This is a genomic window from Microbacterium oxydans, from assembly GCF_000956405.1.
Classification (GTDB): domain Bacteria; phylum Actinomycetota; class Actinomycetes; order Actinomycetales; family Microbacteriaceae; genus Microbacterium; species Microbacterium oxydans_C.
This window is the reverse complement of record NZ_JYIV01000029.1, coordinates 111950-132335: the sequence shown is the minus strand read 5'-3', so window position 1 is coordinate 132335 and position 20386 is coordinate 111950. Positions and strand designations below refer to the sequence as shown.

The 20386-nt window shown below is 67.7% G+C and carries 21 protein-coding genes; 8 read left to right on the top strand and 13 right to left on the bottom strand.

Features of this window, described 5'->3' with window-relative positions:
• Nucleotides 1–56: 56 nt before the first annotated feature.
• The 3 genes from RN51_RS15075 to RN51_RS15065 are packed head-to-tail and all read right to left on the bottom strand — an operon-like array spanning nucleotide 57 to nucleotide 2625.
• On the bottom strand, nucleotides 57–728 hold the full coding sequence (locus RN51_RS15075) for a response regulator (RefSeq protein WP_045264858.1): 672 nt from the start codon (nucleotides 726–728) through the stop codon (nucleotides 57–59).
• Nucleotides 725–2002, bottom strand: a complete 1278-nt coding sequence (locus tag RN51_RS15070) for a sensor histidine kinase (protein WP_045264857.1) — start codon at nucleotides 2000–2002, stop codon at nucleotides 725–727. Before RN51_RS15070 ends, RN51_RS15075 begins: the two co-directional genes overlap by 4 nt.
• A gap of 5 nt (nucleotides 2003–2007) precedes the next feature.
• Nucleotides 2008–2625: a DedA family protein gene (locus tag RN51_RS15065; RefSeq protein WP_045264856.1), complete on the bottom strand. Its 618-nt coding sequence runs from the start codon at nucleotides 2623–2625 to the stop codon at nucleotides 2008–2010.
• A 163-nt stretch (nucleotides 2626–2788) separates the two neighbouring features.
• Here RN51_RS15065 and RN51_RS15060 point away from each other — a divergent pair, with 163 nt between their 5' ends.
• From RN51_RS15060 to RN51_RS15045, 4 genes are all read left to right on the top strand, one after another.
• Entirely contained in the window at nucleotides 2789–4387 is a 1599-nt protein-coding gene (locus RN51_RS15060) for an ABC-F family ATP-binding cassette domain-containing protein (protein WP_045264855.1), read from the top strand.
• A gap of 92 nt (nucleotides 4388–4479) precedes the next feature.
• Entirely contained in the window at nucleotides 4480–7647 is a 3168-nt protein-coding gene (locus RN51_RS15055; RefSeq protein ID WP_045264854.1) for an InlB B-repeat-containing protein, read from the top strand.
• Between the two features lie 25 nt (nucleotides 7648–7672).
• Nucleotides 7673–8296 carry a pyridoxamine 5'-phosphate oxidase family protein gene (locus RN51_RS15050; RefSeq protein WP_045264853.1) on the top strand — a complete coding sequence of 208 codons (624 nt, stop codon included), beginning with the start codon at nucleotides 7673–7675 and terminating at the stop codon, nucleotides 8294–8296.
• Complete coding sequence (locus RN51_RS15045) at nucleotides 8293–8556, top strand: hypothetical protein (protein WP_231579318.1); 264 nt, start codon at nucleotides 8293–8295, stop codon at nucleotides 8554–8556. Before RN51_RS15050 ends, RN51_RS15045 begins: the two co-directional genes overlap by 4 nt.
• A 62-nt stretch (nucleotides 8557–8618) precedes the next feature.
• On the opposite strand, the gene RN51_RS15040 is transcribed toward RN51_RS15045, so the two are convergent.
• From RN51_RS15040 to RN51_RS18275, 4 genes are read right to left on the bottom strand one after another with little or no spacing between them, the layout of a single operon-like run.
• The gene (locus RN51_RS15040; RefSeq protein WP_045264852.1) at nucleotides 8619–9431 is read right to left on the bottom strand and encodes an SURF1 family protein; all 813 of its coding nucleotides are present in this window, start codon (nucleotides 9429–9431) and stop codon (nucleotides 8619–8621) included.
• The gene (locus tag RN51_RS15035; protein WP_045264851.1) at nucleotides 9428–9622 is read right to left on the bottom strand and encodes a hypothetical protein; all 195 of its coding nucleotides are present in this window, start codon (nucleotides 9620–9622) and stop codon (nucleotides 9428–9430) included. The genes RN51_RS15040 and RN51_RS15035 overlap by 4 nt, the downstream gene beginning before the upstream one ends.
• On the bottom strand, nucleotides 9619–9966 hold the full coding sequence (locus tag RN51_RS15030) for a DUF3099 domain-containing protein (protein ID WP_045264850.1): 348 nt from the start codon (nucleotides 9964–9966) through the stop codon (nucleotides 9619–9621). The genes RN51_RS15035 and RN51_RS15030 overlap by 4 nt, the downstream gene beginning before the upstream one ends.
• A gap of 55 nt (nucleotides 9967–10021) precedes the next feature.
• Nucleotides 10022–10621, bottom strand: coding sequence for a DUF4190 domain-containing protein (locus tag RN51_RS18275; protein WP_231579317.1), 600 nt, complete (start codon nucleotides 10619–10621; stop codon nucleotides 10022–10024).
• A 139-nt stretch (nucleotides 10622–10760) separates the two neighbouring features.
• Here RN51_RS18275 and RN51_RS15020 point away from each other — a divergent pair, with 139 nt between their 5' ends.
• The gene (locus RN51_RS15020; RefSeq protein ID WP_045264849.1) at nucleotides 10761–11471 is read left to right on the top strand and encodes a beta-ketoacyl-ACP reductase; all 711 of its coding nucleotides are present in this window, start codon (nucleotides 10761–10763) and stop codon (nucleotides 11469–11471) included.
• A 15-nt stretch (nucleotides 11472–11486) separates the two neighbouring features.
• Here RN51_RS15020 and RN51_RS15015 read toward each other — a convergent pair whose 3' ends face one another.
• From RN51_RS15015 to glgC, 3 genes are read right to left on the bottom strand one after another with little or no spacing between them, the layout of a single operon-like run.
• Entirely contained in the window at nucleotides 11487–12182 is a 696-nt protein-coding gene (locus RN51_RS15015; protein ID WP_045264848.1) for an alpha/beta fold hydrolase, read from the bottom strand.
• Between the two features lie 46 nt (nucleotides 12183–12228).
• Nucleotides 12229–12864, bottom strand: a complete 636-nt coding sequence (gene serB, locus RN51_RS15010) for a phosphoserine phosphatase SerB (RefSeq protein WP_045264847.1) — start codon at nucleotides 12862–12864, stop codon at nucleotides 12229–12231.
• A 48-nt stretch (nucleotides 12865–12912) separates the two neighbouring features.
• Nucleotides 12913–14154, bottom strand: a complete 1242-nt coding sequence (glgC, locus tag RN51_RS15005) for a glucose-1-phosphate adenylyltransferase (RefSeq protein WP_045264846.1) — start codon at nucleotides 14152–14154, stop codon at nucleotides 12913–12915.
• A 46-nt stretch (nucleotides 14155–14200) separates the two neighbouring features.
• Between glgC and glgA the strand changes: the two genes are divergently transcribed.
• From glgA to RN51_RS14990, 3 genes are all read left to right on the top strand, one after another.
• Nucleotides 14201–15385: a glycogen synthase gene (gene glgA, locus RN51_RS15000; RefSeq protein WP_045264845.1), complete on the top strand. Its 1185-nt coding sequence runs from the start codon at nucleotides 14201–14203 to the stop codon at nucleotides 15383–15385.
• A gap of 17 nt (nucleotides 15386–15402) precedes the next feature.
• A complete protein-coding gene (locus RN51_RS14995; RefSeq protein ID WP_045264844.1) occupies nucleotides 15403–16188 on the top strand; it encodes an ABC transporter ATP-binding protein in 786 nt (261 codons plus the stop codon).
• 91 nt (nucleotides 16189–16279) lie between these two features.
• Nucleotides 16280–16537 (top strand): type B 50S ribosomal protein L31, encoded by a 258-nt coding sequence (locus RN51_RS14990; protein ID WP_021200734.1) that lies wholly within the window; start codon nucleotides 16280–16282, stop codon nucleotides 16535–16537.
• Between the two features lie 99 nt (nucleotides 16538–16636).
• Here the strand turns inward: RN51_RS14990 and RN51_RS14985 are convergent, their stop codons facing one another.
• Genes RN51_RS14985 through RN51_RS14975 form a run of 3 tightly spaced genes read right to left on the bottom strand, consistent with a single transcriptional unit; the run spans nucleotide 16637 to nucleotide 20231 of the window.
• Entirely contained in the window at nucleotides 16637–16921 is a 285-nt protein-coding gene (locus RN51_RS14985; protein WP_231579316.1) for a hypothetical protein, read from the bottom strand.
• Between the two features lie 56 nt (nucleotides 16922–16977).
• Nucleotides 16978–18231 (bottom strand): alpha/beta fold hydrolase, encoded by a 1254-nt coding sequence (locus tag RN51_RS14980; RefSeq protein ID WP_156149200.1) that lies wholly within the window; start codon nucleotides 18229–18231, stop codon nucleotides 16978–16980.
• Nucleotides 18228–20231 carry a DUF262 domain-containing protein gene (locus tag RN51_RS14975; RefSeq protein ID WP_045264842.1) on the bottom strand — a complete coding sequence of 668 codons (2004 nt, stop codon included), beginning with the start codon at nucleotides 20229–20231 and terminating at the stop codon, nucleotides 18228–18230. Before RN51_RS14975 ends, RN51_RS14980 begins: the two co-directional genes overlap by 4 nt.
• Between the last annotated feature and the right edge of the window lie 155 nt (nucleotides 20232–20386).

The window sequence follows — 20386 nt, the reverse complement described above, 5'->3', positions numbered from 1 at the left end:
CCCTACGACGGGGTGAGTCGACGTGGCGAACAGACGGGGTGAATCGTCGGGGAGGGTCAGGACGACGGCTCGACGAGCCCGGTGTCGTAGGCCAGGATCACGGCGTGCACGCGGTCGCGGAGGTTCAGCTTCGCGAGCACCTTGCCGACATGGGTCTTCACGGTCTGCTCCGCGATGAACAGATCGGCGGCGATCTCGGTGTTCGAGCGGCCGCGGCCGATGAGCACGAGCACTTCGCGTTCGCGGTCGGTGAGTTCGGCGAGCGCCGTCGCCGCGCGCGGGGTCCGGGGTCGTCGCCCGGCGAACTGCTCGATCATTCGTCGCGTGACGCTCGGGGCGAGGAGGGCATCTCCACCGGCGACGACGCGCACCGCGTGTACGAGTTCCTCCGGCAGCGCATCCTTCAACAGGAAACCGCTGGCACCGGCCTCGAGCGCGTCGTACACGTAGTCGTCGATGTCGAATGTCGTGAGCATCAGGATGCGGGGGACGTGCGCCGCCGGATACGACGGCCCGAGGATCCGACGCGTTGCTTCGATGCCGTCCATCTCCGGCATCCGCACGTCCATGAGGATCACATCGGGATCCAGTCGTGCCGCAAGCGCGACCGCCTCCGCACCGTTGGCGGCTTGGCCGGCGACCCTGATGCCGTCATGGGCGTCGAGCAGTGCCCCGAATCCCGCACGGACCATGGCCTGGTCATCGGCGATGAGCACGGTGATCGTCACGAGTGTTCCTTATCGAGAGGGGTGGGCGATGGCGTGAGGTCGCGCGACGATGGATCGCTCGTGTCGACCGGGAGGATGGCATCGACTTCCCAACCCCCGTCGGTCGCCGGGCCGGCGGAGAGGCTCCCACCCAGGAGCTCGGCGCGCTCCCGCATGCCCCGGAGTCCGTATCCGCCGCCGTGACCTTCCGGAATGCGGGGCGGCGCGGTGTTGCGCACCGCGATCCGGATCGATCGGTCCTCGGCGCGCACCCGCACGGCGATACGCGCCCCCGGGGCGTGACGGACGGCATTGCTCAGAGCCTCCTGGACGATGCGGAAGGCGGCGATCTGGACGGCGGGCGTCGCTGCCGCGGCGGCATCCCCACCGTCCAGGACGAGTCCGACCTCGACACCGGCGCGGCGGATGCTGTCGACCAGGGAGGCGATGTCCTCGATGCCCTGTTGCGGCGCGAGCTCGGCACTCTGGTCCTCGGTGCGGAGCACACCGAGCATGCGCCGCATCTCGGTGAGCGAAGTCCGCGCCGTCGCTGCGATGTCCTCGAACTCCGCCGAGGTCGCGTCATCCAGGTCGGGGATGCGGTACTTCGCGGTCGACGCCTGCACCTGGATCACCGACATGCTGTGCGCCACGACGTCGTGAAGCTCCCGAGCGATCCTCGTGCGCTCTTCGACGAGCGCACGTCTGGCCTCCTCGAGCGCGCTATGCTCCTTCTCCCGCGACAGCTCGGCGGCCACCCGGACGCGTCCGGCGACCAGCGAGGCGATCAGGAACATGGCAGAGGCGAGGGAGGTCGTCACGATGAGGTCGGCCGTTGCACTGGCCGATGATTCCGGCACAGCCACCATGTCGGGCCGGAGCAGCGGTGAGACGAGCGAGGCGATCGCACCGAGGATCAGGGCGAAGGCGCCGAGCCGCGCACCGTGGAGGAACGTGACGACGCCGACGAACAGGACGAACGTGAGAAGGGCGGGGACGGACCACGGCCACGGGGACTCGATCGCGAGCTCGGGGACAACCGTGAGCGGAAGAGTGAGTGCACCGGCCGTGAAGAGCCCGACGGCCCATCGCGGGTGCGAGATCGCCAGCAGCGGAGAGACGCAGAGGGCCGCTCCGAGGATGAACGACAGGGGGACGGGCGTGCCATACAGGACGCTCTGCAGCGAGACGAGCACCGTGAACAGCGCCACCAGCGCCGCGCACAGGGCCACGAAAGCGGCGGTGCGACGGCTGATGCGTGATCGGCGAGGTGAACGCTCGCGACGGCGTGCCATGGCTCTCATCCTGCCAGTTGAGGCGCCGCTGCACGGCGGCGGCGGGCGGCGGCGATCCGGTCGATCACCAGACCGATGAGCAGCGCGACGACGATGCCGAGCCCCGCGCTGAGCAGAGGCTGATCCTTGATCCACGCCCCGGCGAGCAGACCGATCGCGAGGCTGAACACGCTCCAGCTGACTCCGGCGATCAGGCTCAGCGGGAGGAAGCGCCGCCAGGGGAACGCGAGAGCCCCAGCCGACATGTTGACCGCCACTCGTCCGACGGGGATGTACCTGGCGCCGAGGATCAGCGTGGCGCTGCGTCGATCGAGTGCACGTTGGGCATGCGCGAATGCCGCGGCGACTCGCGGGCGGCGCATCCATGCGAAGCGGGTGGTGCCCAGTCCTCGTCCGATCAGGAACGCGACGTTGTCGCCGATCGCGGCTCCGATCGCGGCGACGGCCCCGAGGAGGAGGAGGTTCCCCTCGCCGGTCGAGGCGGCGACGGCGGCTGCGGCCACGAGCACGGTCTCGCTGGGCACCGGGGGGAAGAAGCCGTCGACGATGGTGACGGCGAACAGCACCAGGTACAGCCAGGGCGAGGCGATCGCCTGCATGATCAGGTCGTTGAGGATGTCCACTCCGGCACGTTATGCGGCGGGCGAGGGAGGTGGCATCCCACCGGAGTATCGGTGTGCTCACTCTCCGGGTTGATCTTGCTGACCGCAGCTCCCGGCGACGCGGCTTATACTGGGAGGCTGGCCGATCGGCCGAACACCCTCCCCGAAAGAACGGACGTCCGCTGTGCTTGCCGTGCACGACCTCGAGATCCGCGTTGGCGCGCGCCTGCTGATGGAGAACGTCTCGTTCCGTGTCGCCGACGGAGACAAGATCGGACTCGTCGGCCGCAACGGGGCCGGGAAGACCACGCTCACCAAGGTGCTCGCGGGCGATGTCCTGCCGTCCGGCGGAAGCGTCACCCGCTCCGGCGAACTCGGCTATCTTCCGCAGGACCCGCGTTCGGGCAACCCGGAGGACCTCGCCAGGACCCGCATCCTCGATGCTCGTGGACTCGGCCAGCTGAACCTCGGCATGACCGAAGCCGCCCTCGCGATGGGATCGGACGACCCTGCGGTGGCAGACAAGGCCATGAAGCGCTACGCCCGCCTCACCGAGCAGTTCGAGGCCCAGGGCGGCTATGCGGCGGAGGCGGAGGCGGCGTCCATCGCCAACAACCTCTCGCTTCCCGACCGCATCCTCGATCAGCCGCTGTCGACGCTCTCCGGTGGACAGCGTCGCCGCATCGAGCTCGCACGGATCCTCTTCTCCGACGCGCAGACGATGATCCTCGACGAGCCGACGAACCACCTCGACGCCGACAGCGTCGTGTGGCTGCGTGAATTCCTCAAGGGCTACAAGGGCGGACTGATCGTGATCAGCCACGACGTCGAGCTCGTCGGGGAGACGGTCAACCGCGTCTTCTACCTCGACGCGAACCGTCAGGTCATCGACACGTACAACATGAACTGGAAGAACTACCTGCGTCAGCGGGTCGCCGATGAGGACCGCCGCAAGAAGGAGCGCGCGAACGCCGAGAAGAAGGCCACGACCCTGCAGCTGCAGGCTGCCCGCTTCGGTGCGAAGGCCTCGAAGGCCGCTGCGGCGCATCAGATGATCGCGCGCGCGGAGAAGCTGCTGGCGGGGCTCGACGAGGTGCGCCAGGAACACCGGGTCGCGAAGCTGCGCTTCCCGAAGCCGGCGCCCTGCGGCAAGACTCCGATGATGGCGTCGGGCCTCTCGAAGTCGTACGGGTCGCTCGAGATCTTCACCGATGTCGACCTGGCCATCGATCGCGGTTCGAAGGTCGTCGTCCTCGGTCTCAATGGTGCGGGCAAGACCACGCTGCTGCGGATGCTCGCCGGCGTCGACAAGCCCGACACGGGGCAGCTCGAGCCGGGACACGGCCTCAAGGTCGGCTACTACGCCCAGGAGCACGAGAACCTCGATGTGAAGCGCTCCGTGCTCGAGAACATGGTCTCGGCCGCTCCTCACATCACGGAGACCGAGGCGCGCAAGGTGCTCGGGTCGTTCCTGTTCACGGGCGACGACGTGCTGAAGCCGGCGGGTGTGCTGTCGGGTGGGGAGAAGACGCGTCTGTCGCTCGCGACGCTCGTCGTGTCTTCGGCGAACCTGCTGCTGCTCGATGAGCCGACCAACAACCTCGATCCCGCTTCCCGCGAAGAGATCCTCGGCGCGCTCGCGCACTACGAGGGTGCTGTCGTGCTCGTGTCCCACGACCCCGGTGCCGTGCAGTCGCTCAACCCCGAGCGTGTGCTGATCCTGCCCGACGGTGTCGAGGACATCTGGAGCCAGGAGTACCAGGACCTCATCGAGCTCGCCTGACGTCGGGGTCAGAGGCACCCTCACCCACTGAAGACCAGGGCCTCTAGCCGTCCACCCGCCCCGGTGGCACACTGTAACGATCTGTTCGTGCGGTGACGTCCGGGGGAGGTGACGGCATCAGGTTCGCGAGACATCGTCTGAGAGCGGCTGCCGCCGCTCTCGCGATCGCGCTGATCTCTCCCGCGGTCGTCGCCCTGCCTGCGTTCGCGGCCGCTCCGGTCGGCGGACCTTCCACCCCGGGGATCTGGAACTACCACACGGTCATCTTCCGCTCGCTCGACGCCGAGGTCTCGCGCGTCGACGTCGCGGACGGTGGTCTCGTGCCCCGCCAGCCCGCGCCTCCCGCGGCCGACGGCATCTTCGACGGCTGGGTGACGCAGTCCGGCGGCGTCGAGGTGCCGTTCGAGTTCGAGACCACCGTCATCACGGCCGACCTCGTGGTCGACGCCCGGTTCGCCGACGTCTGGACCGTCCAGTTCCTGGCGGGACCGAGCGGGAACGACGCACGCCGGGTCATCGACGCCGACGAAGTGAAGAACGGGCAGCCACTCGGGGAGATCGCTCCGGACGTCGTGCACGTCCCCGACGGCCAGGTCTTCACCGGGCAGTGGTATCGGCAGGGCGACGGCACTCAGGCGCCGTACGACTTCTCCGCCCCGGTCACGTCCGATCTGCGGCTCATCCCGAAGTTCGCCTCCGGTTTCGCGGTCTCCTTCATCACCGATGGCACGGCGGTGAATCCCGTGTTCGTGATCGAACCGGATACGGAGTTCACGGCTGCGGATCTGGCCGCCGTCCCGGAGCCGACCCGCACAGGCTATGAGTTCGACCGGTGGTGGGCGGACGAAGCGCGCTCCGTGCCGTTGACGTTCCCGATCACCGCGACGACCACGCTCTACGCGGGGTGGACCGGCCAGGACGTGGAGTACCACATCAGCTACTGGCTGGAGAAGGCGAATGTCGTGCCCGACGTCTACCCGGCCCCGGTCTTCAGCCCGGCGGGGAGTCCGGCTCCCGACTGGAGCGCGGCGGACGGCGCCCTGAGTCCCGCGCAGCTCGCCGACCCCGCGACCTACACCTTCCTGGACGACATCGCCTCCACCGCGATCGCGGGATCGACAGTCGGAGGTCCGACCACGAAGGGGGACATCCCCCTCGGCATCCAGGAGCTGGTGCGGGCTCAGCTCGATCCCGCGCTCGTCCAGCCCGATCCGCTCGCCTTCGCCGATCTCGCGGTGAGCCAGCAGGATGTCTCCGTGCGCGGTGATGGATCGACAGTGGTGAACGTCTACCTGACGCGGTCGTTGTGGAGAGCAGACTTCGTGCTCATCGCGCCGGGCAGTTCCCTGAACGTCCCGGCTGCGTGCAACGCGGCGGGCACCTACGACGTGACGATGGATGTGAGCGGCACGGACTACTTCCGATCGACCGTCCCCGGCGGAGGACAGCTGTTGGGCACTTTCTCGGTGCGCGAGAAGATCGGGTTCAACATGCAGACAGCGGGCGTGGCACCCGTTCCGCTCTCGCAGTCGGACGGGTCCGGCATGATCACCGCATACGATGCCGGCACGCAGAACCAGAGCTGCGTGCTGCGCGGCTGGGGACCGCAGCAGATCACCCCGGAGACCTTCACGGCGAACTACACCGGAGCATCAGCCGATGCCGGCTCGGTGGACCTCGGCTCGCGCACCACGACGATGACCGGCAAGATGGCGGCGTCGAGCACCCAGGTCCTGACGCAGCGCTACGACTTCGTGGAGTCGCTGGACCAGTCGCAGAACGCGCCGGACGTGGTCCTCGGGCCGGACGGCACACCCAATGACCCCGTGCGCGTGGCGACGCTCTACAACAACGACAAGACCACGGTGCGGCAGGCGATCGACCCGGGGCATCAGATCTTCGGTACCTACCGCACGCCCTGGTACTGGGCGTCGGTGGGGGACCGTCAGGTCGCCGGCGTGATCGACGGATACTCCTCCTTCGTCGGCTACGGGACCGGTGTCAACACGCACGGCAACTACTTCCAGCTGGACGCGGCCTCGGGGCACCTCTATCAACTCAACAACAGCCGGAACACGAATGACGCGTATCGGTACCAGTTCTACAGCCGCAACACCTATGCCCTCACCTTCGTCACGGGCGGAGGAACCGCGATCCCGCCCGTGAGCGCGATCCCGTACGAGAGTCCGCTGGAGGCGACAGCTCCCGCTGACCCGACCAGAGGGCGCGACATCTTCCTCGGCTGGTTCACCGATTCGGCCTTCAACGTGCCGTTCACCTTCGAGGGCGCGACGATGCCGGCGAGCAACCTCGCGCTGTATGCGAAGTGGTTGACCGACCCGCACACCGTCGAGTTCTTCGACCATCCGTCATCCCCTGCGCCTCTGGCGGACCTCACCCAGACGGTCGAGGATCAGGCGACGGTCGCGGCACCGGATCCGTTGCCGCCGCAGCCGGACGGCCAGACCTTCGTCGGCTGGTACGAGCGCACGGACACCGGCTACTTCGTCCCGTACGATTTCGATACCCCCGTGGGATCAGACCTCATGCTCTACGCCCGCTGGCAGCAGCCGATCGGGGCTCCCTTCACGATCACCTACGACGGGGCGGGGAACACTGGTGGCACTGTGCCGGTCGATCCGGACAGGTACGACACCGGTTCGAGCGCCATCGTCGCCGACGGCTCCTCCCTGACTCGCGGCGACGAGGTGTTCGTCGGGTGGAGCAAGCCCTCCATGGCCGTCGCCCGCATCATCACGAGCCCCGTTCCCCGAGACGGGTTGTATCAGGTCAAGCGCACGATCCGATTCTCGGGCGCCGACCTCACACTGGTCGCGATGTACGCCGATCCGGATCCTCGATTCACGATCACCTTCCACGAGAACGCCGGAGAACGCGGGGAGAGCGAGTGGGATGGACCACCAGGGGCGTCCGTCACATACCCCGGAGCGTCAGACCTCGGATTCGCCGGCACCGGCACCACCTTCCTTGGCTGGTCGACATCGCCGACCGCGGTCGAGGCCGATCCAGCCTTCGACCGCCTCACGGTCTCCGGTCTGAGCGACGACCTGGTGCTCTATGCGGTGTGGGCGTCCGGCCCGCCATCGCCTTCTCCGACACCGTCCTCGCCCTCCACCGGCAGTCTGCCGGCCACCGGTGGAGAAGCCCCGTGGGGAGCGGCGTTGCTCGGACTGCTTCTGCTCATCGCCGGGGTCGGAGCGGTGATCGTGCGTCGTCGTAACCGTTCCGACGCCGAATGATCGGGCGCATGGCATAGTCGAGAACATGCCGACCGACTTCAGATCGCTCTCGTCCGACACCGGCAGCTGGCTCCGGGCACAGCCCGCGCTCACCGGTGTGGCGCCATCGATCGACCTCTCTGAACTCCCCGTCGACCCGGTTCCGCTCTTCCTGGACTGGATCCGACATGCGGCTGCCGTCGGAGTCGCCGAACCCCATGCGGCGACCCTGGCGACGGTCGACGGAGATGGCATACCGGATGCTCGGACGCTGATCCTCAAGAACGTCGATGAGCGAGGGTGGGCCTTCGCCGGTGCGCGTTCGTCTCGCAAAGGGTCACAGCTCGCGAGCGCCCCTGCCGGAGCGCTGAACTTCTGGTGGCAGCCGCTCGTGCGAGCCGTCCGTGTACGTGGACGGGTTCAGGAGGCCGGCGAATCCGAGAGCGCAGCCGATCTCGCGGGGCGGTCTGCGGTGGCCAGGGCAGGCATCGCGCCGGGGGATTGGGCTCTGTGGAGGCTCGTGCCGACGCGTGTCGAGTTCTGGCAAGGGGCGGCCGATCGTGATCACACGCGGATCGTGTATCGGCGAACGGAAGCCGCGTGGGATCTCACGGTGGCAGGGGCCGCGGCCGGGACAGAGACAACGGTCGGGGAGCGAGAGCACGCATGAGCGGCTATCAGGTGGTGGAGATCGGAGCGCTCGAGGAATGGCGCGCGCATCACGGCGGCTTCGACGCCGCGCGTTCGCGGGATGGGCGTCGCGTCGTGGATCACGAGCTGACGATGCAGTACATCGGGATGACCGCGAATGCGCTGCAGCCGGGGGAGGAAGCCGGGTACTGGCACGTACATCGCAAGATCGAAGAGGTGTACGTGTTCCTCCACGGGCGAGGGCAGATGGGTCTCGACGCTACCGCACCTTCCCGATGACAGCTCGCGGCTGCCCGAGCGTCCCATGCCCTGGTCGGTGGAGTGACCGCGGCGGACCGCGCTCAGCGCACGTCGAGGAGCTCGTCCTCCACGTCGGCGTCGTGGTCCTTGCGGCGGGGAACCTTGACCGGAGCCGGAACGCCTTCGACCTCTTCACGGTGCTTCACGATCTCCGTGCGGATGATGTAGCCGATGAAGATGAAGCCCATCAGCGCGAACAGGATCCACTGGATCGCGTAGGACAGATGCGGTCCGGGGTCATCGGTGGGGGAGTCGAATCCACCGAGAGCACTTTCCCCCGCCGGGGTCTCGCTGATGACGCGGCCGTAGGCGCCGGTGATCACGTCGCCGTCGACGAGCTTCGCGATGGCTGGAAGATTGATGGTCGGCACCTGGCCTTCGGGGGCGCCGCGACCCGATGCGGGGAGCTGCTCGCCCGGTCGAAGGCGCACAGTGACCTCGGCCTCGCCCGCGGGCGGGGCCGGCACGGAATCCGGAGCGTCGCCGTCGCCGGGCGGCACCCAGCCCCGGTCGACGATGAACACGCGCCCGTCGGCGTCGCGGAACGGCACCAGCACCTCGAAGGCACTCGTCCCACCGTGCGGGCGGTTTCTCACCAGCAGCTGTTCGTCGGCCAGGTACTCGCCCTGCAGGGTCACCGGGCGCCACTCGTCCGAGGGGTCGAGCGCGCCGTCCTCGCCGATGAGGTCGGCCAGGGGAACCGGCTTGGCGTCGTAGTTCTGCTCGACGAGCTCGATCTGCGCGGCTCTGGTCTCGTTGCGTTCGAACTGCCAGTTCGACAGGAACACGCACGCGATGGCGAATCCGATCGCGATCAGCACGTAGACGCTCCACCGGATCACCCGCTGACTCATGCCGGCACTCCGTCACGAACCGTCACCGGGAAGTCCCGCGCCGCGAGATAGTCGCGGAGGTAGTCCACGTGCTCATCGCACGCGAGCCAGATCTTCTCCCGGTCGACGGCGTGGATGCGGGGGTTCCGCCACACGACCTGTCTGGTCGCCGCGCTCCGGCAGCCGGCGCGCGAGCATTCGAGGTCAGTCATCGGTCCTTCGGGCCTTCGTGGATCGTGAATACCTGGGGGTTGGTGGGCTCGGTCTCGATCGGAGCAGGCCCAGGGCCTTCCAGCTCCTGTCGCGGCGACTCCGCGGTCGTCTCGGTGCTGTCGCTGCCCGCATTGGCGAACACCACGGCGATGTACGGGAGCACGGCCGCGCTGATTCCGAAGACCCAGGTGTACCACCCGTACGGCTGGACCAGCACCATCAGAGCGAAGCACACGATGCGGATGGACATCGTGAGCACGTATCGGCGCACACGGTGGTCACCCTCATCCTGCGGAGACTGCGGCAGTGAGGTGACGGCCGGGACTTGACGCGCGTTCTTCACGATGCCTCAAGCCTACGCCGGTGTCGGCCTCCCGGTATCCCGCTTCGGCTGCGGATCAGCGCGAGAAGATGAACGGGAGGCTGAAGGCTCCGACAAACAGGAAGCTGATGATGAGGCTGATGAGCGTGAAGGCGCCGATGGCGATCGCCGCATAGCCGAGGATCAGGCCGGCGATGGCCATCCCGCGTCCTCCGATGCTCGGATCCGCCTTGCTCTGCTTGAGCGCCATGTGACCGGTGATGACGGCGGCGATGGAGGCGAGGATCGGGATGAACGCCCAGATCAGGACGACACCGGCGATGCCGCACACCAGGGATGTGATGGCGAGTCCGCTCGTGGGGCGTGATGGTGCGACCGGGTAGGCGGGCGCGCCGTACGCCGCATAGGGGGTGGCGGTCCCGGGCGCCGGCTGTACCGGCCACGCCTGTGGTGCAGGCGCCCCATACGCGGGAGCTGCGCCGGGGTAGGGCTGGCCGGGCTGTGCGGGCTGACCAGCCGAGGGCGGCTGAGTCGGGTACGAAGGGGCGGTCGGGTACGAGGGGGCGCTCGGATACGCGGGGAGAGCGGGGGCCGCCTGCGGCGCGTTCGGCGGGGGCGGGGGCGCTGGCGAGAAGGGCGTTTCGCCGGCGGGAGGGGGCATGGGGTTGTCGCTCACGGTGAAGCCTTTCGTCTCGATCAGGGTTCCAGCACCATGCGCATGTGTCAACGTCGCGGCCGCGGCGCGCGCGGCATCGTCGGTAGGATCGATGGCGGTCCGGGAACTCGGGCCGCAGGCCCAGAGCAGGAGTGTCCCCATGAGCGCTGAGCGCGTCGTCCTCGTCACCGGCGGAAACCGCGGTATCGGCCGTGCCATCGCGGAGCGCTTCGTGCGAGACGGGTACCGGGTCGCGGTCACGGCGCGCAGCGGTGAAGGACCGGAGGGTACCCTCACCGTACGAGCCGACGTCACGGACGCGGCAGCGCTCGACGCGGCGTTCACCGAGGTGGAGCAGCAGCTCGGCCCGGTGGAGATCGTCGTCGCGAACGCGGGGATCACCAAGGACACCCTCCTCATGCGCATGAGTGAAGACGACTTCGACAGCGTCGTCGCGACGAACCTCGGCGGCACGTTCCGCGTCGTGAAGCGCGCCTCGAAGGGCATGCTGCGCGCACGGTTCGGCCGCATCATCCTGATCTCGAGTGTCGTCGGCCTGTACGGGTCCGCGGGCCAGGCGAACTACTCGGCATCGAAGAGCGCGCTCGTCGGCTTCGCCCGCTCGATCACACGCGAGCTCGGTGCGCGCGGCATCACCGCCAACGTCGTCGCTCCGGGTTTCATCGAGACCGACATGACCGCGGAGCTCCCCGAGGAGACTCAGAAGCAGTACAAGGCGAGCATCCCCGCTGGGCGGTTCGCGACTCCCGACGAGGTGGCGGGCGTAGTGGCGTGGCTCGCCGGTGACGACGCCGGTTACATCTCGGGCGCGGTCATCCCGGTCGACGGTGGACTCGGGATGGGGCACTGACCCCGACCGGGGCGCTCACTTCGCGATCGAGGCGGTGAGAAGCTCGCCGAGCCGGTCGGGCATGGAGAACTGCGGCCAGTGGCCGGAGCCGATGCGCACGACCTCTGCGTCGTCGATCGCACGGAACTCGTCGGCGTACTCGGCCCACTGGCCGATCATCTCCTCGAACGCGGCCTGATCCACTCCGCCCATGAGCAGGGTTGCGGGCGCACGGTACCGTGCCGGATTCCGCAGGACGATGCCATCGGTCGGGACCTTGGCTGGCACGCTCCGGGTGAGCGGTGTCGTGCGCGCGCGGGTCGTCTCATCGAGGTCGTGCACGTCTTCCTCCGGGAAGAAATCCCATCCGGGGAACGGCACCACGCCGTCGACGAGCGCGAACTCGCTGATGCCGCTTCCCGCGGGAGGAGGTGCCGTATCGACGAAGATGACACGGTCGACGCGGTCGGGGCGCGCATCGACGACACCCCAAGCGACGTTTCCTCCGCCGCTGTGACCGACGAGCACGACCTCACCGGGAAGCGCGTCGACCGCGTCGACGGCGGCATCGACCCAGTCGGAGATGCCGATCTCCGACGACTCCGGTGCGGGGACGCCGAGGCCGGGCATGGTGAGGGGATGAGCGCGGTGCCCTGCCGCTTCCAGAGCGGGGATGACGTCTTCCCAACTGGATGCGTCGAGCCAGAGCCCGGGGATGAGGATGATGTCCATGCGTCGACGCTAGCGGCGGCGTCGGACAACCTCCAGAGGGATCCGTCTACGGCAGCAGAGCGACGACTTCGGAGAGGTCCTGCGGGCCGATCACGAGCGCGGCGGTCTGCCGTACGGTGGGCTTCGCATTGAAGGCGATGCCTAGTCCCGCCACCGCCATCATGGGCAGGTCGTTGGCGCCGTCGCCGATGGCGATCGTGGCGCGTGGGTCCACGCCGAGTTCTGCGGCCCACTCCTGAAGGGACGCCGCTTTCGCGGCTCCGTCGACGATGTCGCCGTCGACGAGGCCGGAGAGGACCCCGTCCACGACATCCAGGCGGTTCGCTCGCCAGCGATCGACGCCGAGTTCCGGAGCCACTGCGTCGAGGATCTCGTGGAAGCCGCCGGAGACGACCCCGACGACACCGCCGCGATCGTGGACTGCCGCCGTGAGCTCGCGGACTCCGCGGGTGGGCTCGATTCGGGCGCGGACACGCTCGAACGCCGATACGGGCACTCCCTGCAGCGCCGAGACCCGGGAGCGCAGGCTCGTCGCGAAGTCCACTTCGCCGCGCATCGCGGCCTCGGTCGCCGCCTGCACCTCGGCACGGCGCCCTGCTTCATCGGCGAGGAGTTCGATCACCTCGTTGCGGATGAGGGTGGAATCGGCATCGAGGACGACGAGGAATCGCGCGGAGGTCACCCGTCGAGCCTAGCGATCGCGAGGGCCGTCCGAGCGCGGCATGACGTCTCAGCGCTCGATGAAGACGCCCTTGCCCACGACGGTGATGCCGGACTCGGTGACCGTGAAGCCGCGGGCCAGGTCGCGCTCACGATCCACGCCCACCGTCGCGCCGTCCGCCAGGACGACGTTCTTGTCGAGGATGGCTCGATGGATGCGGGCGCCCTGCCCGACCTGCACGTGATCGAACACGACGGAGTCGGTGATGGTCGATCCGCCCCCGGCCAGAGTCCACGGGCCGACGACGCTTCGTTCCAGGTGCGTGCCGGAGAGCACCGATCCGAGCGAGACGATCGAGTCGATCGCGTTGCCGATGCGACCGACGGAGTCTCTGACGAACTTCGCCGGCGGGGAGTTCACGGCCTGCGAGTGGATCGGCCACTCCATGTTGTACAGGTTGAAGATCGGCAGCGTCGAGATGAGGTCCCGGTGCGCGTCGAAGAACGAATCGATGGTTCCCACGTCTCGCCAGTAGGAGCGATCGCGCGGCGAGGAGCCGGGCACCTCGTTCTGCTTCATGTCGTAGTAGCCGGCTTCGCCACGCTCGACGAAGTACGGGACGATGTCACCACCCATGTCATGGCCGGACACGGGGGACTCGCCGTCTGCTTCCACCGCGGCGATCAGTGCATCGGCGTCGAAGATGTAGTTGCCCATCGAGGCCAGCACCTCGTTCGGTGAATCCTCCAGGCCGGCGATGTCGGTCGGCTTCTCCAGGAACTGCTTGATCCGGCCCGATTCCGCATCGGCGTCGATCACACCGAACTGCGACGCGAGCGCGAGAGGCTGACGGATGCCCGCGACGGTCGCCTTCGCCCCCGACTCGATGTGCGCCTCCAGCATCTGTCGGAAGTCCATCCGGTAGACGTGGTCAGCGCCGATCACGACGACGATGTCGGGCTTCTCGTCGTTGATGAGGTTCATGCTCTGCAGGATCGCGTCGGCGGAGCCCGAGAACCAGCGCTTGCCGAGGCGCTGCTGAGCGGGCACCGATGTCACGTACGAGTCGAGGAGAGCCGACATCCGCCAGGTCTGCGAGATGTGCCGGTCGAGGCTGTGCGACTTGTACTGCGTCAGCACGACGATCTGCCGGAGGCCGGAGTTGATGAGGTTCGAGATGGCGAAATCGATGAGTCTGTACTGTCCTCCGAAGGGGACTGCGGGTTTCGCTCTATCGGCCGTGAGGGGCATGAGGCGCTTGCCCTCGCCGCCGGCGAGGATGATCCCGAAGACCTTCTTTGGAGCGGACATGGCTCCACCATAGATGCCTTCCTCCTCGCTGTACTAGCGTTCAGACATGCGAGTTGAAATGATCACGAAGGAGTATCCGCCGGAGGTCTATGGCGGTGCCGGAGTACACGTCGCCGAGCTCGTCGCAGCGCTCCGGTCGCACATCGACGTGCAGGTCCGCGCGTTCGGATCACCGCGGGACGAGGCGGGCACCTTCGCGTACAGCACGCCTGCCGAGTTGGCCGGAGCGAACGCCGCGCTGCAGACGCTCGGCACGGACCTCGAGATCGTCTCGGCCATCGCCGACGCCGACATCGTGCACAGTCACACCTGGTACGCGAACTTCGCCGGCCACCTCGCCTCGCAGCTGCACGGCATCCCGCACGTCCTCACCGCGCACAGCCTCGAACCGCTTCGGCCGTGGAAGGCCGAGCAGCTCGGCGGAGGCTACGCCGTGTCGAGTGGGATCGAGCGGCTGGCGTATGAGAATGCTGCTGCCGTGATCGCGGTGAGCGCGGGAATGCGCGCGGACATCCTGCGCAGCTACCCGCAGGTGGATCCGGCGAAGGTGCGTGTGATCCACAACGGGATCGACGTGGAGCGCTGGCGTCCGGTGCACGATGAACCGTTCCTGCAGTCGATCGGGATGGATTCCGCACGTCCATCGGTGGTCTTCGTCGGGCGCATCACGCGACAGAAGGGCCTGCCCTACCTGTTGCAGGCGGCGCGGCTCCTCCCTCCCGAGGTCCAGCTCGTCCTCTGCGCGGGAGCTCCGGACACTCCGGAGATCATGGCCGAGGTCCAAGAGGGTGTGCGGCTGCTCCAGCAGGAGCGCGATGGGGTCATCTGGGTCGAGCGCATGCTTCCCCGCGACGAGCTCTCTGCGATCCTCACCGCCGCGACGACGTTCGTGTGCCCTTCGATCTACGAGCCGCTGGGGATCGTGAACCTCGAGGCGATGGCCTGCGGCGCTGCCGTCGTCGGAACGGCGACGGGCGGTATCCCCGAGGTCGTGGCGGACGGCGTCACCGGTCGGCTCGTGCCGATCGAGCAGGCGCAGGACGGAACGGGCACGCCGCTCGACCCCGAGCGCTATGTCGCCGACCTCGCCGCCGTGCTCACCGAGGTCGCGACGGACCCGGACCGCGCGCGAGCTTACGGCGAGGCCGGACGCGAGCGGGCGCGCAACGAGTTCAGCTGGGCGGCTATCGCCGAGACGACGCGCGCGCTCTACGCGGAGCTGACCGCCTGAGCCGATAGGCTGGGGGCATGCCGAGCGCTCTGGAATTCACCGACGTCGTCGTGCGCCGTGAGGGGCGCAACATCATCGATCACGTGGATTGGCGGGTCGATGACGATCAGCGATGGGTGATCCTGGGACCGAACGGCGCGGGAAAGACGACGCTCCTGCAGTTGGCCGACACGCTCATGCACCCGACGGCCGGAACCGTCACCGTGCTGGGGGAGACCCTCGGCCGGACCGATGTGTTCGAGGTGCGACCGCGCATCGGCTTCGCATCATCGGCGATGGCCAAGCGCGTGCCCCGCGACGAGACCGTGCTCAACACCGTGCTCACCGCCGCCTACTCCGTGCTCGGTCGCTGGAACGAGAACTACGAGGACATCGATGAGCGTCGGGCACTCCGCGTCCTCGGTGACTGGCGACTCGACCACCTCGCCGACCGGACGTTCGGCACGCTCAGCGACGGCGAGCAGAAGCGGGTCCAGATCGCGCGTGCGGTGATGACCGACCCCGAGCTCCTGCTGCTCGACGAGCCGACGGCCTCGCTCGACCTCGGCTCCCGTGAGGAGCTCCTCGCGCTGCTCAGCGGATACGCGTCCTCGCCGACGACCCCGGCCATGGTGATGGTGACGCACCACGTGGAGGAGATCCCGGTCGGATTCACGCATGTCATGCTGATCCGCGACGGTTCCGTGGTGGCGTCCGGACCCATCGCCGAGACGCTCACGGCCGAGACGCTCACCGACACGTTCGGCATGCCGATCGTGCTCAGCAGCGAAGACGGACGCTACGCCGCCCGCGCAGCGTCCTGATCAGGGTCTGATAGAATCGACCCTTGGTGCTCTCTGCACCGCAGACTTCCCTCGTCCCTGGCACAATCCAGGGCAGCAACTAAGGAATCCCATGAAGACTGACATTCACCCCGAGTACAAGGCTGTCGTGTTCCGCGACCTGGGTTCGGGCGAGACGTTCCTCACCCGTTCGACCGTCTCGAGCGACAAGACCATCGAGCTCGACGGCGTGGAGTACCCCGTCATCGACGTCGAGATCTCCTCGGCTTCGCACCCGTTCTACACGGGCAAGCAGCGCATCATGGACTCGGCCGGCCGCGTCGAGAAGTTCAACCAGCGCTTCAAGGGCTTCGGCGGCTCGTCCAAGTAACGACTGCCACGAAGAAGGCCCCATGCTCCTCGGAGCGTGGGGCCTTCTTCGTGCTCAGATGCTTCGTGCTCAGATGCTTCGTGCTCAGATGCTTCGTGTTCAGACGTCGATGACGATACGGCCGTCGTCGATAGAGCTCGGAGGACCGCCCGGAGAGGGCGCGGGGGCTGTGCGCTGCGTCTGGCGATCGCGCTCCTGTGCCGCCTCGTGCGCGGTCGGAGACCATACGCTGTCGAACACGCCGACGAGGCCGCCGTTCGCGACATGCTCGTACTTCTTCTCCACCGGCTTGCGCGAGAACGTGTGCATCATTCCGAAGATCAGCAGGGCAGGACCCACGGCGAGCACGAGGATCACCGTCGTCCACGCCATCGCATCCTTCACGAGGACAGGATAGGCACGTCGGCGAGCAGAGGACATCCTCCTCTCGGCGGATGCCGTCAGCGGATGCGTCGACCGTGAGCGAGGTCGATCAGGCGAGCGAGCACAGGGCCGGACCGCAGGCCGTTGTGCTCGTGTTCGCTCGTCTGCCAGAGCTGCACGCCCGGCATGAGCCTCGCGGTCTCGATCGAGAACTCGTAGGGCACGTAGACGTCGTTGACGTAGACCGCGGCGGCACCGGTGGCTTCCGATGCGGCGATCGCCTTCGCGTCGTAGATGCTCGGCCACTCGAACTCCGCCAGCTCGAGGGCGACATCACGCCACGGTTGGAATGCCGGCACCGTCTCGGTCCATTCGCGGCGGATGTGCTCGCCGGTGAACAGCGTCGGGTCGTCGCGGAAGTCGCTGGGCTCGGTGCGCTCGGCGGACCACCGAGTGGCGTGACCGTCGGCATAGCTCGACTCGTGGAAGGCGAAGTACAGCGGATTGCGGCCGTCGTAGGGCATCGCGTGCATAAGGTCGTGCCGGAAGGCGTTGGAGGCGGGGTCGCGCTCCAGGAGCGACCAGAGGGTCTGCCATCCGTCGTCGGTCCCGAGGGCCGATCCCACCGACCGTAGGCGCGAGCGGGAGACGACCTCCCCGTCCGGGAGGACGATGTCGCCCGCGTCCGCGAGGTCGACGAGTCGTCGCATCGTGTCGCGGTGTTCGGGGAATCGGCGATAGTAGCGCTCGGAGGCATCCCGCATCTTGTCGTAGCAGAGTGCATAGACGTCGTCGGGATGGCGTCCCACCGCGCTGAGCCCGCCGGTGATGAAGACGTCGTCGAGGGATGCGGCGTCGGTGGAGAGGTACGCCAGGGTGGTGAAACCGCCGAACGACTGTCCGAGCACGCTCCAGGTGGTGGCGCCCAGATGCTCGCGCACGGCCTCGCAGTCGCGGACGATCGCGTCGGCCCGCAGATGGGTCAGGTACTCGGCCACGGCCGCTGCACCGCGTTCGAGGTCCGCATCTCCCACCGGGGTCGAACGGCCCGTGCCTCTCTGGTCGAGGAGCACCAGGCGGTAGTGGGCGAGCGCCTGGTCGAGCCAGGCCGGTGACGTGGAGGAGTGGAAGGGACGCGGAGCCTCGTGCCCCGGCCCGCCCTGAAGGAAGACCAGATAGGGGAGGGCGTCACCTCCCTCGCGGGCCACGACGCGCGCGAACACGTCGATCGTGCGATGGTCCGTGGGGTCGCCCCACACCAGGGGAACCGTGAGCGTGTGCTCTTCGACGGTGAGATCCTGCAGCTTGCGCACGACGGTGCTCATATTCACATCACATTCCCGATGTAGGAGTACTTGACGAAGACCTCCGAGGCGATGCCCGACTCCTCGAGCACACCCTGCACAGCGGTCATCATGTAGTTGGAATCCCAGCCCATGTAGAGGAAGTGCCCCTCGCCGAGCTCATCCCACTGTCCCTTCCAGGCCATGTCCTGATAGATCGGGCCTCCGTGTGCGGCGCAGTAGGCGAGGGCCGCGTCTCTCGTGTCGGTCCAGGCGCGACGGAAGACCCGGTTGAAGAGGTACTTCACATCCGGCACCTCCCAGCGCTCACCGCGGTACTCGACGTAGTCGAACTCCCGCTCCCACCCGGTCGGCCACCCGCGGCGCCGCACGGCATCCAGGATCGGAGTGAGTCCGTCGTCGTCGATCTCCGGCAGGGCGGGTCGTGCCCAGATGCGGATCAGGTCGGAGGTGAGCGCGACCGTGCGACGCGTGATCGCGGCCGTGTTCCACGAGACGACGTCGGCCAGCGCTCGCGTCGCCGGCACCGCGCTGCGTGCGTACGCGTCCGAGCGCTTGACAGGGAACGAGGCGCCGAACACGCGCTCCGCGAGGTGCTCCTCGAGCAGGGTGAGGTTGCCGAGGGTCGGGGCGAGGGCGCGATGGCTGTTCTGCTCGTCCTCGGAGTACTCGCTCCAGGCGCGCGTTCCATCGCCCGACCATGCGTCACCCGGCACGGAGGGAACGATGTGCTCGATGTCGTAGGCGTCGAGGTCGTTCACGCCTTCCAACCGTCCGAGCACGTAGGCGGGGTGGGGGAGCTCGCTGTACTTCAGTACCGCGCTCACCCGCTCGTCCGACGGGGTGATGCGAGCGAACGCCCTCGCAAGCGGATCCCTGCCGTCACGGCGCGCCCGGCACAGTCTCGCGACGAGTCGTTCGGCCGGCAGGTTCACCAGCGCACGGCGCAGGTACAGGGCTTGCAGCCACTCCAGGGTCTCGATGAACTCTTCGCGGTCGATGACGCCGCGGACGTGGTCGCTGTACGCGCTCATCACGAGAGGGTACGAGGAACGACCGAACGTGTTGACGTGACGCAGCTGCTGCGCGATCTCGGGGTCCTGCTCCTGCGACGGGTCGAGCAGGATGCCGTATATCTCCGCGTAGTGTCGCCACTCCGTGGCATGGGCCTGCAGATGGGCGACGTCGACGCGGGGGAACGACTGCCGGAAGGCGCTGTAGACGCCGTGCTCCCCGTTCGCGGCGACCTCGCGGCCTGTGACGAACACGAGGTAGTGCCGCCAGAAGGCGCCGATCGCCTCGCCGGTGTGCCGTTCGATCGGCAGCCAGAAGCGTGTCTCGACATCGACCTGCTCGGCGTGACTGAGGCCCATGAGGATGTAGTTGTGGATGAGCTCGTGGTCGCGCAGCGGCTCGCCCGTCGAGTTCAGACTCTCGAAGATCTGCTGGGCGTTGGCACGAGCGCCGAGGGTGATCGACACATGCTCGAGCTTCTTCAGCCCTCGCCAGATGGTCGGCACCTCGTCGACATGGATCTGGCTGCGGAAGAAGGCGTAGTTGTCGTCGAAGCGCGACTCACGATCGGCGTCGCCGCGTCGATCCAACACGACCGATTCGTAGAGGTCAGCCCAGGCGTCGTGCGGGCGGAGCTTCGTGCGACCGGGGGAGTCGGAGCGGACGAGCACGCGTTCCAGGTCCGCAGCCAGCACCGCATCGGTGTCGCGGATCGAGTGGTGCAGCGCGGCAACGAGCAGCATGAGCGTGGTGATGCGCTGCTGACCGTCGATGAGGATCAGATCGGCATCGGAGGAGACGCCGTCCTCCGCGGAGAGGATCGATCCGATGAAGTGACGGTGGTGGTCGTCCTCGCCTGCCACCGCGCGGATGTCGGAGAGCAGCCGTTCGCAGCCGCCGATGTCCCATCGGTACTGCCGCTGATACACGGGAACGACGATGGTGGTGCTGCTCGCCGCGAGCCACTCGATCGTGTTGACTGCTGTCGCCTCGACGTTGGTCGCGGTGCTCATGCTGGTGTCTCGTCCTCCCGTAGCGACGGGTGCCGAGGCCTCGCCGGGCGCCCCGATCAGTCTATTCGTTTATGCACGGCCGACCTCCGAAGGGCTCGCGGACGACGCTGTTAGGCTTGCCTTATCAGGGCCTGTTAAAACGTGCTGGCCCCCGA

Coding starts and splice junctions, on each gene's coding strand:
- RN51_RS14995 (WP_045264844.1), top strand. CDS start 15,403: ATGCCGAGCGCTCTGGAATTCACCGACGTCGTCGTGCGCCGTGAGGGG.
- RN51_RS15015 (WP_045264848.1), bottom strand. CDS start 12,182: ATGGACATCATCCTCATCCCCGGGCTCTGGCTCGACGCATCCAGTTGG.
- RN51_RS15045 (WP_231579318.1), top strand. CDS start 8,293: ATGAGCGGCTATCAGGTGGTGGAGATCGGAGCGCTCGAGGAATGGCGC.
- RN51_RS15035 (WP_045264851.1), bottom strand. CDS start 9,622: ATGACTGACCTCGAATGCTCGCGCGCCGGCTGCCGGAGCGCGGCGACC.
- RN51_RS15070 (WP_045264857.1), bottom strand. CDS start 2,002: ATGGCACGCCGTCGCGAGCGTTCACCTCGCCGATCACGCATCAGCCGT.
- RN51_RS14990 (WP_021200734.1), top strand. CDS start 16,280: ATGAAGACTGACATTCACCCCGAGTACAAGGCTGTCGTGTTCCGCGAC.
- glgA (WP_045264845.1), top strand. CDS start 14,201: ATGCGAGTTGAAATGATCACGAAGGAGTATCCGCCGGAGGTCTATGGC.
- RN51_RS15020 (WP_045264849.1), top strand. CDS start 10,761: ATGAGCGCTGAGCGCGTCGTCCTCGTCACCGGCGGAAACCGCGGTATC.
- RN51_RS15050 (WP_045264853.1), top strand. CDS start 7,673: ATGCCGACCGACTTCAGATCGCTCTCGTCCGACACCGGCAGCTGGCTC.
- RN51_RS14975 (WP_045264842.1), bottom strand. CDS start 20,231: ATGAGCACCGCGACCAACGTCGAGGCGACAGCAGTCAACACGATCGAG.
- glgC (WP_045264846.1), bottom strand. CDS start 14,154: ATGTCCGCTCCAAAGAAGGTCTTCGGGATCATCCTCGCCGGCGGCGAG.
- RN51_RS15040 (WP_045264852.1), bottom strand. CDS start 9,431: ATGAGTCAGCGGGTGATCCGGTGGAGCGTCTACGTGCTGATCGCGATC.